Source organism: Amycolatopsis sp. NPDC057786, assembly GCF_042797905.1.
In the GTDB taxonomy this organism is placed as follows: Bacteria; Actinomycetota; Actinomycetes; order Mycobacteriales; family Pseudonocardiaceae; genus Amycolatopsis.
Genome location: NZ_JBHVKW010000002.1, coordinates 58,962 through 71,289, shown reverse-complemented (window position 1 = coordinate 71,289; position 12,328 = coordinate 58,962). Strand labels below are relative to the sequence as shown.

General features: G+C 69.4%; 15 protein-coding genes. 8 read left to right on the top strand and 7 right to left on the bottom strand.

All coding sequences use genetic code 11. The annotated features are described in order from the left end of the window. Nucleotides 1–23 precede the first annotated feature (23 nt). The gene (locus ACFVM3_RS02020) at nt 24–341 is read right to left on the bottom strand and encodes a nucleotide pyrophosphohydrolase (protein WP_378434715.1); all 318 of its coding nucleotides are present in this window, start codon (nt 339–341) and stop codon (nt 24–26) included. A 151-nt stretch (nt 342–492) separates the two neighbouring features. On the opposite strand from ACFVM3_RS02020, the gene ACFVM3_RS02015 reads away from it, so the two are divergent. The 5 genes from ACFVM3_RS02015 to ACFVM3_RS01995 all read left to right on the top strand — a co-directional run bounded on the left by ACFVM3_RS02015 (nt 493) and on the right by ACFVM3_RS01995 (nt 5,169). Continuing rightward, a complete protein-coding gene (locus ACFVM3_RS02015) occupies nt 493–1,353 on the top strand; it encodes a nitrate- and nitrite sensing domain-containing protein (protein ID WP_378434713.1) in 861 nt (286 codons plus the stop codon). Further along, nucleotides 1,350–2,657, top strand: a complete 1,308-nt coding sequence (locus ACFVM3_RS02010; protein ID WP_378434711.1) for a hypothetical protein — start codon at nt 1,350–1,352, stop codon at nt 2,655–2,657. The genes ACFVM3_RS02015 and ACFVM3_RS02010 overlap by 4 nt, the downstream gene beginning before the upstream one ends. A gap of 174 nt (nt 2,658–2,831) precedes the next feature. Then, entirely contained in the window at nt 2,832–4,388 is a 1,557-nt protein-coding gene (locus ACFVM3_RS02005) for a DUF1841 family protein (protein WP_378434709.1), read from the top strand. 68 nt (nt 4,389–4,456) lie between these two features. Then, nucleotides 4,457–4,756, top strand: coding sequence for a type II toxin-antitoxin system Phd/YefM family antitoxin (locus ACFVM3_RS02000; RefSeq protein WP_378434707.1), 300 nt, complete (start codon nt 4,457–4,459; stop codon nt 4,754–4,756). Then, a complete protein-coding gene (locus ACFVM3_RS01995; RefSeq protein WP_378434705.1) occupies nt 4,753–5,169 on the top strand; it encodes a type II toxin-antitoxin system VapC family toxin in 417 nt (138 codons plus the stop codon). The genes ACFVM3_RS02000 and ACFVM3_RS01995 overlap by 4 nt, the downstream gene beginning before the upstream one ends. Nucleotides 5,170–5,260: 91 nt before the next feature. Here the strand turns inward: ACFVM3_RS01995 and ACFVM3_RS01990 are convergent, their stop codons facing one another. The 3 genes from ACFVM3_RS01990 to ACFVM3_RS01980 form a co-directional block, all read right to left on the bottom strand. After that, a complete protein-coding gene (locus ACFVM3_RS01990; RefSeq protein ID WP_167551706.1) occupies nt 5,261–5,431 on the bottom strand; it encodes a hypothetical protein in 171 nt (56 codons plus the stop codon). Nucleotides 5,432–5,873: 442 nt separating this feature from the next. Next, nucleotides 5,874–6,806 (bottom strand): type I pantothenate kinase, encoded by a 933-nt coding sequence (gene coaA / locus ACFVM3_RS01985; protein ID WP_378434703.1) that lies wholly within the window; start codon nt 6,804–6,806, stop codon nt 5,874–5,876. 157 nt (nt 6,807–6,963) lie between these two features. After that, entirely contained in the window at nt 6,964–7,605 is a 642-nt protein-coding gene (locus tag ACFVM3_RS01980) for a macro domain-containing protein (protein WP_378434701.1), read from the bottom strand. Between the two features lie 97 nt (nt 7,606–7,702). On the opposite strand from ACFVM3_RS01980, the gene pheA reads away from it, so the two are divergent. The 3 genes from pheA to ACFVM3_RS01965 all read left to right on the top strand — a co-directional run bounded on the left by pheA (nt 7,703) and on the right by ACFVM3_RS01965 (nt 10,032). Then, nucleotides 7,703–8,611 carry a prephenate dehydratase gene (pheA, locus tag ACFVM3_RS01975; protein WP_378434699.1) on the top strand — a complete coding sequence of 303 codons (909 nt, stop codon included), beginning with the start codon at nt 7,703–7,705 and terminating at the stop codon, nt 8,609–8,611. Further along, a complete protein-coding gene (locus ACFVM3_RS01970; RefSeq protein ID WP_378434697.1) occupies nt 8,608–9,228 on the top strand; it encodes a histidine phosphatase family protein in 621 nt (206 codons plus the stop codon). Before pheA ends, ACFVM3_RS01970 begins: the two co-directional genes overlap by 4 nt. A 153-nt stretch (nt 9,229–9,381) precedes the next feature. After that, nucleotides 9,382–10,032, top strand: a complete 651-nt coding sequence (locus ACFVM3_RS01965) for a DUF4232 domain-containing protein (protein ID WP_378434695.1) — start codon at nt 9,382–9,384, stop codon at nt 10,030–10,032. On the opposite strand, the gene ACFVM3_RS01960 is transcribed toward ACFVM3_RS01965, so the two are convergent. The 3 genes from ACFVM3_RS01960 to ACFVM3_RS01950 all read right to left on the bottom strand — a co-directional run bounded on the left by ACFVM3_RS01960 (nt 10,029) and on the right by ACFVM3_RS01950 (nt 12,328). Beyond that, entirely contained in the window at nt 10,029–10,466 is a 438-nt protein-coding gene (locus ACFVM3_RS01960) for a hypothetical protein (protein WP_378434693.1), read from the bottom strand. The two genes, ACFVM3_RS01965 and ACFVM3_RS01960, sit on opposite strands and share 4 nt — an antisense overlap. Before the next feature lie 60 nt (nt 10,467–10,526). Further along, a complete protein-coding gene (locus ACFVM3_RS01955) occupies nt 10,527–11,786 on the bottom strand; it encodes an MFS transporter (protein ID WP_378434691.1) in 1,260 nt (419 codons plus the stop codon). 191 nt (nt 11,787–11,977) lie between these two features. Further along, entirely contained in the window at nt 11,978–12,328 is a 351-nt protein-coding gene (locus tag ACFVM3_RS01950) for a metallopeptidase family protein (protein ID WP_093936420.1), read from the bottom strand.

The window sequence follows — 12,328 nt, the reverse complement described above, 5'->3', positions numbered from 1 at the left end:
GCCCCACAAGACCCGAAAGGCGGCTAACCGGGCGCCGGGAAGCGGATTTCGTTCCGGTCGATCTTGGCGTTCGCCGCCTCGACGAGGTCCACGCCGAGGCTGTTCGCGAGCTGGAGGAGGTACAGCGTGACGTCGGCGATCTCGTCGACGACGTTGTGTGCCAGTTCGGGGTCGGAGCGCCACTCCGCGGACTCCTCCGGGGTGAGCCACTGGAACAGCGAAGTCAGCTCGCCGACTTCGCCGGACAGCGCCATGACCAGGTTCTTCGGTGTGTGGAACGGTTCCCAGTCCCGTGCCGCGGCGAAGTCGCGGAGGCGCTGGTGGAGGTCGTCGAGTGTCACGTGCCGTGCCTACCAGATCGTCACGGTGCGCTAACGGCCGTATGGCGGACGAGCGTTGACTTGCAATGTGCAAATTGCATAACGTCGCCGGGCGTCGGGAGACCGATCCGGAAGGAAAGTCTTGACGTATCAGCGAAGCCTTCGGTCTCGCGTGCTCTCCATCGCGTTCGTGCCGAGCGCGGCCTTGGTGCTCGTCGCGTTGTTCATCGGCGGATTCCTCGTCCAGCAGGCCATCGAGGACCGCGACGACGCCGAGAACGGAGCGGTCACCCTCGCCGGGGCGAGCCGGGTGATCGCGTCGCTGCAGCGGGAGCGGGCGGTCGCGTTGAAGGCGCCGGGCAGCCGCTCCGCCACCTACACCGCGTACGCCGATCGCATCGACACCTCGCTCTCCTCCCTGCGCGAGATCGCCCGTGCCGCCCCTGACGCCGAGGTCGGCTACCAGCAGACGATCGCCGTCGAACTGCTCACCGCCGTCGAAGGCATGGACCGCAGCGATTCCCTCGCGGTCGCCGGGATCGACGACGCGGGGCGGCGCGACTACGCCGCCGCCGTGGGCGCCTACCGGTCCAGGCTCGACGCGATCGCCGGAAAACTCACGGAAAGTAGCCGGCAGACCTACCGGGAACTCGTCGGCGGCGAGGACTGGGGCCGGTTCGGCGCGGTCGAATCCGCGTTGAGCGCGGCCACGCCGCCGCCCGTCGGCCAGGACGCCTGGCGGGCCGCGGCCGGCGTCGTCGGCCGGACCCTCGGTGACCTCGCCGCGCGCCAGATCGAGTACTCGGCGCAGCTCGCGATCGACGGCGGACGCCGGGTGCTGAGCGGCGCGCTCGCCGCCGCCGCGGCGATTTCGCTGCTCGCGGGGGTGGTGATGGCGATCGTCATGCAGCTCGCCAGGCGGCTGCCGATCCCGACGCCGACCTGGTCACACCTGGTGAGCGATTACGCCGAAAAGAGCACGCTGTTGGCCCACACGAGTCGGCGAAGCGGTCGGGCAGACTTGTCCGGGTGAGTTCCCCGACGGATCTGCGCCCCTACCTGCGTACCTTGGACGCGGAAACGCTGGCGGACCTGCTGCATGCCCAAGCCGAGCGTGACCCTGCGTTACGGCTGGCTCTGGAGAACCGTTTCGCCACCCAGGGGAGTGACGTCGCCGAGGCGCACCGCCTCCTCGACACCGCCGTGCTGGCGGGCAACGTCGAGTACGCCGCGAAGGTCGGCTCTGTCCTCGACACCCTTCAGCGGCTTCTCGACGCCGGCAGCCGGGCCGATCTCGCCCCGCTCGCCCGCCGGACCGTCGACGACATAAGCGAGATGCTGGAGCAGATCGACGACGCCTCCGGCGAGGTCGCGGACCGGCTGGACCGGGCCGTCGAGCTGTACGCGCGGGCCTGTGTGGCGCACCCGCCGGATCCGGAGAGTCTGGCCGCCTGGATCCTCGAAGTGGAGTTCGACGGCCCCGGCTGGCCCGTCATCGAGTTGGCCGACTTCGCCTCCGCCTTGGGGGACAAGGGAATCGCGCGAATAAGGTCCACTGTGGACAGCGTGCTCGCCGAGTATCCCTCCGGGGCGAAACGCGAGACCGCCGAGCGGCTGCGCGAGGAGCTGGCGGAGGTGTCCGGCGACGTCGACGCGCTCGTCGCGATCCTCGCCGCCAAGCCGCCGCGGGTGGACGTCAGTCTCAAGATCGTGCGTGTGCTGCGCGCGGCGGGGCGGCACAGCGAGGCCATCGCGCATGCGGCGCGGGCGCTCACGCACGACAAGAAGGAAGAAGCGCCACCGACGGAGAAAGATCCTTTGTCGCGCAAGGACTTCGACGAGAAACCCACGGCCGCGACGTACCTCGCGCTGCGTGAGGAGTCGCTGGAAACGGGGCGCTGGGTCGCGCAGCGGAAGACCGCGCTCACCCGATTGCGTGAACTCGCGGCCGGGAGCACGGAGGCCGCTGACGAACTCGTCCGCGCGTTGCTCGGCGAGGACCGCGCCGACGAGGCATGGCGGGCGGCGGTGCGCTTCGAGGCCTCTTTGCCGGTGCGGGTCGAACTCGCGGATTCCCGTTCCGTCGCCCATCCGGCCGAAACCATTCCCGTGTACCGGGACCATGTCGAAGAATTGATCACGCGGAAGGATCCGAACGCCTACCGCGAAGCGGCCCGGCAACTGCGCAAACTGCGCACGGCGCACAAAAAGGCCGGTACGGCTGAAGAATTCAGCTCGTACCTCGGCACATTGGTGGAAATACACAAACGCAAGACGCGGCTGATCGCCGAGGTCAAAGCGGCGCGAATCGCGATTCCCAAACCGGCCAGGGCGTAACCGCGCCCACCGCATGTCGTTATTCGAAGCGAACCGAGGAAACCGGCGAAGAGGGTGAAGTCGCGGTGGCCGGTGAACCGGTGTCCACCCGCGTCCTCCCCGCGACCGGACCCGTGTTCCGCGCCCAGGGCCACCGCGACGAGCCCGGCCGGGTCCGCGTGAAAACATGTCGCCATGAGTCCGGTCAGCCGTGCCCGCAAGAAGGCAGCCCAGCCCTCCACTCCGAGTGTGACGGGCCTCTTCAAGGACGTCCTCCGGGACTTCTCGACCCTGGGTGCCGAACCCGAGGTGCTCGACGTCGAACTGCTGACCTCCGAGGTGCTCGGCCAGTGGTGGGAGATCGAGCTCGAAGAGGACGAAACGCCGCTGGGCCTGGAGCTCATCGCGTTCGCCGAGCGGAAGATCACTCCCGCCGCGGCCGCGCTGCTCGCCGGGCTGAAGGTCTTCGCCGAGACCGAGGAGGAGCGCGAGGCGGCCGCTTCGGCGCTGAACACCGTGCTGGGCCGCGGGATCCCGGAGCCGGAATGGGCGGCGGAGCTGGCCGCGGTGACCGTCGGCGAGTGCTGGCGGACCGGTGACGTCTTCGGTGACGAGTCCTCCCTCCTGTGCGTTTTCTCCCGCGGCGGTGTCGAGCACGGCCTGCTCGCTCTGGTCGACTTCACCGAGGGCGGCCGGATCCGCGACGTCGTGGTGGTCGACAAGCCGCAGGACGTGCTGGCCGAGATGCGGCAGCAGGCCGCCGGCGACCCGGAGCTGGTCACGCTGGAGCGGGTGCTGCCCGAGCGTGCCCACCAGCTGCTCGCGGACGGGCTTGCCGCGACGGACGTCGTCGAGGAGCCCGACGTCAGCGAGGACTACGCGCGGTTCCACGCGCTGGCGCTGGGCTGGATCCGGGCACTGCCCGCTCCCGAGCCGTCGCCCGAGTTCACCGAATGGCCTGAGCAGGTCCGCGAAGAGGTCGTCGCCGACTTCATCGGGTCCGGTCTCGTGGAGGACACGGAGGCGACGCGGTTCTATGCCCGCCTGCTCGTGGACCACGGCTGTGAAACCGAGCCGGGCAGCCCGCTGCGGGTCGGCCCCGAGAAGCTCGCCCGGTTCCTCGAATCGCTGCTGGACGGCGAGTTCGAGGTCGACGAGGCCTACGAAGACGCGTTGGAGCCCGCCCTGCTCGGCTGGGTCACCTGGGCCGCGGACCGTGCGGGACTTCCCGAGGCCGCGCGTGTCGCGCTGCTGGAGAGCGCGACCGAGTTCCTGGAGGAATTCGCGCAGGACGAGGATTCCGCGCTCGACGTCTACTTCGACGGCTCCGAGGGGATCGAAGACCCGGCGGAACTCGCGGAGGCCCTGGCGCGCCGGATGTTCGCCGTCCCGACGGTCTACGCGGAGATCGGTGACGAGGAGCTGGAGCTCGAACCCGCCGACCCCGAACAGCGCCGTCTGCTGGTGATCGGCGAGCACCCTGAGTACCACGAGGCGCTGGCCGAGGAGACCTTCGACGGTGAACCGCGGATGCGGCTCGCGCTCAAGACCACGATCGTCGACCAGCTCTGGGCCGACGAGCCCGCCGAGGTCTGGCAGGCCGTGCGGCGGCTGAGCGAGACCGGCCGGGAGCGCGGCGAGATCTTCGACCGCCTCATCGACGCGCTGTCCGCCCAGCTCACCGAAGCGGGCGAGCACGAGATGGACTACGACATCGACGACTACCGGAAGGCGCTCGGCGAGCTCGCCTGACCCCGTTTTCCCCGGTCACGCCCCCGCCGACCCTTGCCAACCCGCCTCCTTCTGTCTAGTCTGTCTAGATGGAAGCAGCAACCTGGCAAGTGCAGGACGCCAAGCAGCGGCTGAGCGAGCTGCTGCGCCGGGCCGCGTCCGATGGGCCGCAGTTCGTCACGAAACATGGGGAGGAGGTGGCCGTGGTGCTGGACATCGTGGATTACCGCAGGTTGACCGGAAGCGGCGAAGCCGTCGATTTCAAGCTCGTGCTTTCCGGAGAGCGGCACCATCCCGAGTACGGGGAGGCGCTGGCCGACGTACTGGAGGAGATCGCCGCCGAACGCGCGGAAGACCTGCCGAGGGATGCCGCGGAGGTGAGCGGGTGAGCTTTCTGCTGGACACGAACATCGTGTCCGAGGCTCGGCGCCGCACGCAGAACCCGGGTTTCGCCCGGTGGTGGGGCGGGGTGTCGTCGAGCAGGCTCTATCTGAGCGCGCTGACGGTGGGGGAAATCGAGAGGGGGATAACGAAACTCAGGCATCGAGGGGAGCGGGACAGGGAGCGTGCGGAGGCGCTGGCCGATTGGCTGGCCGGGCTCACCGCGCAGTTCTCGGAACGGATCCTTCCGGTGACCGCCGAAATCGCGGCCGAATGGGGCAGGCAGTACGTGCCGCGGAAAGTGCCGTCCATCGACGGGCTGATCGCCGCGACCGCCAGGGTCCACGAGCTGACCCTGGTCACCAGGAACCTCGCCGACATGGCCGGGCTCGGCGCGCAAGTGCACAATCCGTTCGACTGAGCCGAGCGGGATCAAGACGTCCGGACGCCTTGATCGGCCGGGTTTCGGCCCACCGCCGCGGTTCGGCCTATCGCGGTCCGGCCACCGCGGTTCAGCCCAGCGGTGCCGCGGGAGTGCCCTTGCTCTCCGTGACTTGCGGCTTCTTCCGGCGACGGTCACCGCGAGCGTCGTCGAAGTCGACGACGAAGGCGCCGGCGGCCATGGCCACCAGGAGTGCGAGTCCGAGAATCGAGCCGACCCAGGTCAGGATGATCGAGAACATCGTGAGCCTCCTCCCTGCTCAAGGTCTTTTTCGAGACCTCGTGAACCCCTGACACAAGGGTCGCCTCGGGGGCCTGTAGCCGGTATCGGCCAACCGGTTACACGTACTGAGCGTGGATCGGCCGATCGGCCGAGGGAAGCCACCGGCCGACAGCGGTGCGCGACCGGACGGCACCACCGGCTCTCCCGTGGTGCGAAGGCTGGTCTTTGTGAGGGAACAGCCGCGAGCCGCCCTCGTGATCGGCTTTCGGCGAAGTGATCTTGGAACCCGCCGTGAACGCTCGCCGTGAGTAGAGAATCCTTGGGTGCCCGGTTACGCCGCGTCATGGTCTCGTCGACGTGACTCTGGTGTGGCGGACTCTGGTGTGCGGAGTCCGATCACGCGAGTTGCGCCTTCAAACACGCGAGTTGCGCGCCCGAGCACGCGTGTTGCGGCTCCGGCCTCAGAGCTTGCGCAGCCGGACCCGGTTGATCGTGTGGTCGGCGTCCTTGCGGAGGACGAGGGTCGCCCGGGGCCGCGTCGGTTTGATGTTCTCCATCAGGTTCGGCTCGTTGATCGTGCGCCACAGATGGCGTGCCTCGGCGCGGGCCTCGTCGTCCGGGAGGCCGGCGAAGTGGTGGAAGTGCGAAGCGGGGTCCGCGAAGGCGGTGTGCCGCAGCTTGAGGAAGCGCTCGATGTACCAACGTTCGATGTCGGTCGTCGGCGCGTCCACGTAGATCGAGAAGTCGAACAGATCGGAGACGGTGAGCCGAGGGCCGGGCTGGAGGACGTTCAGCCCTTCGAGGATCAGGATGTCGGGCCGCTGAACGACCTGTTCCTCGCCGGGAAGGATGTCGTAGGCGAGGTGCGAGTACACCGGAGCGCTGACCCGCTCCGCCCCGGACTTCACGTCGGTGACGAACCGCAGCAGTGCCCGCCGGTCGTAGCTTTCCGGGAAACCCTTGCGGTGCATGATCCCGCGCCGCACCAGTTCCGCACGCGGGTGGAGGAACCCGTCGGTGGTGACCAGGTCGACCCTGGGGTGATCCGGCCAGCGGGCGAGCAGGGTGCGCAGGATGCGCGCGGTGGTCGATTTGCCGACGGCGACGCTGCCGGCGATCCCGATGATGTACGGCACCTTGGTGCCGCGGCTGTCTTCACCGAGAAAGGTGGTGGTGGCCTCGTACAACCGTTGCCGGGCGGCGACCTGGAGATTGATCAGCCGGGAGAGCGGCAGGTAGACCTCGGCGACCTCGGCCAGGTCGACCTGTTCGCCGAGACCGCGCAGCCGCAACAGTTCCGCGGCGGTCAGCGGCAGAGGAGTCGACCTGCGCAACTCGCGCCACTGCTCACGGTGCAGCTCGACGTAGGGACTGAGCTCACGGACCCGCGGCATCGCACACTCCTCGCCCGTCGCCTGCGCTGGCGCCGTACAAAACCGTGTTGACGAGTTCTCGGCGGGTGAACGTGCCTCGAACCGGATGAAGCCGCTTTAACGGTAGGGCTTACGGCTCGTGAACGCGCTGCGATGTGATGTACCCCGCTTCGGGGAGTTACCGTCCGTTACGGGTACGGCCCGGCGTGAAGACCTCGTTCCACGCGGCGGCGACCTGCCGTGCGCAGGCCGCGGGCGCGACCCCGCCGAAGCCGGTACCGAGTCCTGGCATCGCGATCGTGTGCACGAGATCACGAACCCGGCCCTGGTCGAGCCTGCCGTCGCGCCACTGCCGGAACGCCGCCCGCGCGGCCAGGTACGGATGCACGGTGTCACGTGGGAGGCGTTCACCGGGTTCCCGCATCGTCGGCGCGCTGATCAGCCAGGCGGGCTCGGCCTCACCGGTGGGCACGATCACCGCTTCACCGATCGGAAGTTCCCCGCCGTGGTAGGCCAGCACGGCGCTGCGCACGTTCTGCTCGACCTCGGGATAGGCACGGGCGTACACGGCGTCGATGCCGCCGCGCATCCAGCCGTAGGAGTTCGCGGGGCTGACGACGGCCTGCGCGACGACGTCGAGCACGGATCCGCGGTGCACGAACACCCGGCCGTCCACAGTGTCCGCGACGGTCGTCCAGGCTTGTGCGAGCAGGTCATCGACGGCGCACAGCACCAGCTCCGGAGTGGTGCTGTCCGGTGGGGGAGCGAAGGAGGAGCCGACGTCCTCGTGGCCGGTGCGCGTGCCCGGTTCGGCGGTCACGCCCTAAGCATGGCAAAAAAAGCCACCCGGCGTAACCGGTGCGCGTACCGGCTGTCCGAGTGAAAGTCGCCACCCGCGCCGTGCGTAATCTGGCGGGGTGTCACGGATCGCGTACTTCGGCCCCCAGGGAACCTTCACCGAACAGGCCGCGCGCCGGCTCGCCCCCGGGGAGGAGTTGATCCCGGCGGAGACGATCCCGGCGGCGCTGGCAGCGGTGCGCTCGGGCGCGGCCGACGCCGCGTGTGTCCCGATCGAGAACTCCGTGGAGGGCGCGGTCACCGCCACCCTCGACAGCCTGAGCGAGGCCGAGCCGGTCGTCGCGGTGGCGGAGGTGCTGCTGCCGGTCCACTTCAGCGTGCTGACCCGGCCGGGCACCACCGACATCCGCACCGTGGCCAGCCATCCGCACGCGCTCGCCCAGGTCCGCCACTGGGTCGAGGCGAATCTGCCGGGGGCGCGCCCGGTCGCGACGTCGTCCACGGCGGCGGCCGCGGTCGCGGTCGACGCGGGCGAGTTCGACGCCGCCGTCACCGCGCCGGTCGCCGTCGAGCACTACCCGCTGGAGGTGCGGGCCACCGAGGTCGCCGACGTCCGCGACGCCAAGACCCGGTTCATCCTCGTCCGCGCGCCCGGTGAGCTGCCGGAGCCGACCGGGGCGGACCGTACGTCGATCGTCGCCGCCGCGACGAACCGGACCGGCGCCCTTGCCGAGCTGCTCACCGAGCTGGCGGTCCGCGGGATCAACCTGACCAAGCTGGACGCCCGGCCGACCAGGAACAACTTCGGCGAGTACCGCTTCTTCATCGACTTCGAGGGGCATGTGGCCGAACCCAGGATCGGCGACGCGCTGGCCGCGTTGCGCCGCCGGTGCCGGAACGTGCGGTTCCTTGGCTCCCACCCGCGCGCGGACAACGGCACGACCGAGATCGAGCCGGGCGCCGCCAACGAGGATTTCACCGACGCGATCGGCTGGGTCGAGTCGGTACGGAAGGGAGCACAGGCGTGAAACTTCTCCTCGTCCGCCACGGCCAGACCGAAGGCAACGTGCGAGGCGCGCTCGACACCGCGCTGCCGGGACCGCCGCTCACCGAGCTGGGCCGCGAGCAGGCCCAGGATCTCGCGACGCGGCTGGACGGCGAGCCGATCGTCGCGGTCTACGCCTCGCAGGCGATCCGCGCCCAGCAGACCGCCGCGCCGCTGGCGGCGAAGCTCGGCTTGGACGTCCAGGTCCTCGACGGCGTGCACGAGGTCGCGGCAGGCGATCTCGAAGGCAAGACGGACAAGGACTCGATCACGACCTACATGAGCGTCGTGCGCCGGTGGACGCTCGGCGAGCTCGACCCGCCGATCCCCGGTGGCGAGACCGGTGTGCAGGTCCGCACCCGGATGCTCGACGCGGTCGCCCGCCTGCGCGCCAAGCACGAGCAGGCCGACCCCGACGGCACGGTGGTGCTGGTGAGCCACGGCGGCGCGATCCGGCTGGGTGGCGAATGGCTCGCCGGGAACGTGACCGCCGAGGTCGCCAACCAGGGGCTCGTCCCGAACACCGGTGTCGTCGAACTCGTCGCGACCCCGGCCGGCTGGACCTGTCTCACCTGGGCCGACGCGCCTGTCGAACGCTGACCAGGGACGTTTGCCTCCGCGCCCGTCGGGGAATACACCCCACAAGATCGATTAACACCTTGTGGGGAATTAACCGATGGAGCGCAACCCGCACGGCGGACAACACGTCTACTGAACAGTGGGTCACCGGCAGCGTCCGACTCAGGGAGGCGAATGACCATGGTTCGTTCGAAACTGATCTCCATCGGCGGTCTCGTCGCGGGTACCGCCGGGCTTCTGCTGCTCAGCGCCTGCGGCGCGGAGACCGCGCCCGTCGCGCAGAACACGTCCGCGTCACCGTCCAGTTCGGCACCGGACACCTCCGCCGCGCCCAGCGCGAGCTCGTCGAGCCCGGCGCCTGCCCCGCAGCCCGTCCAGCCGCCAGCACAGGCACCGAAGAACGACGGGCTGTGCAAGGCAGGCGACGTCAAACTGTCCATCAGGGACAGTGACGCCGCCGCGGGCACCGTGTACCGCAAGCTCGTCATCACCAACGCGAGCGGGCACCCGTGCACCGTCCAGGGTTTCCCTGGCATCTCCTACGTGACCGGGGCCGACGGCCACCAGGTCGGTGAGGCCGCGTACCGAGACGGTTCCAAGGGTGGCCCGGTCCAGCTCGCCAACGGGGAGAGCGCGATCGCCGACGTCGGTTTCGTGAACGTCCGCAACTACGACGAGGCGGTCTGCAAGCCCACCGAGACCCGAGGGCTTCGGGTGTACCTGCCGCAGGAGACGGCGTCGAACTTCGTGCCGGTGCAGGGCCTCGGCTGTGCGGGGAAGATCCCCGGCAACCAGCTGACGGTCAAGACCGTCCACAAGGGCTAGAGCTGGGCGCAGAGTTGCTCGGCCTGCGCCAGGTGCCGCTGCCCCGAGATCTGGTTGAAGTGCAGGCTGAACACCATCCGGCTGACCCCGTCGATATGTTCGGCCAGCGGCCGGTAGGTGTCGTTGGCGGCGGCCGCCGCGGCGGAGAGTTCGCGTGCGGCCGTCATCCGGTGCAGGATTTCGGGGGCGAGGACCGCCACGGTCCGTTCGCCGGGCGCGGAGTCGGTGGTGTCCGGGATCGTGCCGACCCTGGCCAGCGCCGAACAAGCGTGCTGCGCGTCTTCGAGCGCCCCCGCGTTGACGCCCGAGAGCGCCCACAGCATGCCGATCACGCCACCGCCGATCACGAAACCGGCGACGGCGGTGAGTACCTGCGGCCGTCTCGAAGGTTCTGTCGTCCCCACGCCGGCCTCCGGCACCAGTGTCTGCTGCATCGCGGACCTCCCGTCACCTGTGGCGGTGATGGGCTATTTCAGCACCAAAGACCTTTGTTTTCACCGGTCTCGGTGGAGAACCCGCTCCTCCGTGGCCGATTCGTCATCGAAGGCTCCTTGCCGTAACGAGACGAACGCGAAACCGGCTACTCCGAACAGCAGCAGGCCGGACGTGAGGAAGGTCCGGGCCGGGGAGCCGAGGGCGTGGGTGAGGACGCCGCCGAGCAGGGCGCCGACCGGGATCGCCCCCCAGACGACGGTGCGCCACACGCCGAGGACCCGGCCGAGCAGGGCGCCGGGAACGAGCGTGTGCCGCGCCGTTCCGAGCACGATGTTCACCGCGACCACGGCGGCCGCGAACAGGCCGAACAGCGCCGCACCCGCCACCGGCGAGCTCGTCAGACCCATGCCGGTGAACGCCGCGCCGCAGCAGGCCGTGCCCCCGAGGAGCACCGCGCGACGGCTGGTCGCCTTCACCAGCCGCGGGGCGATGGCCGCGCCGAGCAGGCCGCCGATGCCGCCGACGAACGCGAAGAGCCCGAAGGCCGCTTCGCTGAGACGCAGGTACTCGATCGCGTAGAGCACCAGCTGCGCCTGCGCGAGTTCGCTGACCAGGCTGATCAGCCCGGCGATGACGACCAGCCGCAGCACCAGCCTGCTGCGCTTCAGCCAGCGGAAACCCTCCGCCAGTTCGGTGCGGAGGCCGACTGGCGCGTTGCCGGTGGCTCTCGGCCGATAGCTCCCGGCGAGGCCGAGCAACACGGCGGCCGCGATCGCGAAGCCCACCGAGTTGAGCAGGAAGGGGAACGTCGCGAAGAGCGCGAAGGTGGCACTGCCGACCGGGCCGCCCAGGAAGGTTTGTCCCACGATCTCGCACGCCTGGAGCTTGCTGTTCGCGCTGTCGAGCGAGCCCTTGCCGACGACCGCCGGGATGAGCACGTTCGCGGCGCTGTCGGCGACCACCTCCGCGAAGCCGATGAGCAGGGCGGCGGCGTAGACCAGCCAGATCGTCACCCCGCCCGCCGCGACCAGTGCGGCCGTGCCGCCGACGACGACCGCGCGGACGCTGTTCGCGAGGATCATCGCCCGCCGCCGGTCGATGCGGTCGAGCAGCGCGCCGGCCGGGAGCGCGAACAGCAGCCACGGCAGGAACTGGGTCGCCGAAAGACCGGCGATGAGCAGCGGATCACGGGTCAGGGTGACCGCGAGCAGCGGGAACGCGACCTTGCCGATCCCGTCGCCGAGATTCGACGCCGCGCTGGACGCGAGCAACCAGCGCAATCGCCGGTCGATCCTCCCTCGTGCGGCAGACTCGGCCATGGACCGCCTCCCCAGGCATTCGCGAAAAGTTTAGCGGGGGCTGTCGCCCAAAGTGGCTGGGTTGTTACACCCAGTTAAGAATCCGAAGAACCCTTGGTGCTCCACGCACAAAAATCACCGACCATGTCGCCTTCGGCGCGGAATCCGCCGCGAGGAGAGCAAGGGACCTTTGCTCTCGTCTGTCCGGCGGCTCAGCCCCACCCGAGTTCGTGCAGGCGCGCGTCGTCGATGCCGAAATGATGGCCGACCTCGTGGACGACCGTGATCAGCACCTCCTCGACGACGTCCTCCTCGGTGTCGCACATCTCCAGCAGCGGGCGCCGGTAGATCGAGATCCGGTCCGGCAGCACCCCGCCGTACTCGTGGGTCCGCTCGGTCAGCGCCACCCCGTGGTAAAGCCCGAGGATCGTGGGCGACTCCTCGTTGAACTCCTCCACGAGTACCACGACGTTGTCCATGGCGTCCGCGAATTCGGGCGGGAGCTCGTCCAGCGCTTCCGACACCAGCTCCTCGAACCGCTGCTGGGTCATCTCGACGGGCAC

Excerpts from the sequence above, each read along its gene's own strand:
- ACFVM3_RS02005 (WP_378434709.1), top strand. The coding sequence starts at position 2,832 with ATGAGTCCGGTCAGCCGTGCCCGCAAGAAGGCAGCCCAGCCCTCCACT.
- ACFVM3_RS02000 (WP_378434707.1), top strand. The coding sequence starts at position 4,457 with ATGGAAGCAGCAACCTGGCAAGTGCAGGACGCCAAGCAGCGGCTGAGC.
- ACFVM3_RS01990 (WP_167551706.1), bottom strand. The coding sequence starts at position 5,431 with ATGTTCTCGATCATCCTGACCTGGGTCGGCTCGATTCTCGGACTCGCA.
- coaA (WP_378434703.1), bottom strand. The coding sequence starts at position 6,806 with ATGCCGCGGGTCCGTGAGCTCAGTCCCTACGTCGAGCTGCACCGTGAG.
- ACFVM3_RS01965 (WP_378434695.1), top strand. The coding sequence starts at position 9,382 with ATGACCATGGTTCGTTCGAAACTGATCTCCATCGGCGGTCTCGTCGCG.
- ACFVM3_RS01960 (WP_378434693.1), bottom strand. The coding sequence starts at position 10,466 with ATGCAGCAGACACTGGTGCCGGAGGCCGGCGTGGGGACGACAGAACCT.
- ACFVM3_RS01955 (WP_378434691.1), bottom strand. The coding sequence starts at position 11,786 with ATGGCCGAGTCTGCCGCACGAGGGAGGATCGACCGGCGATTGCGCTGG.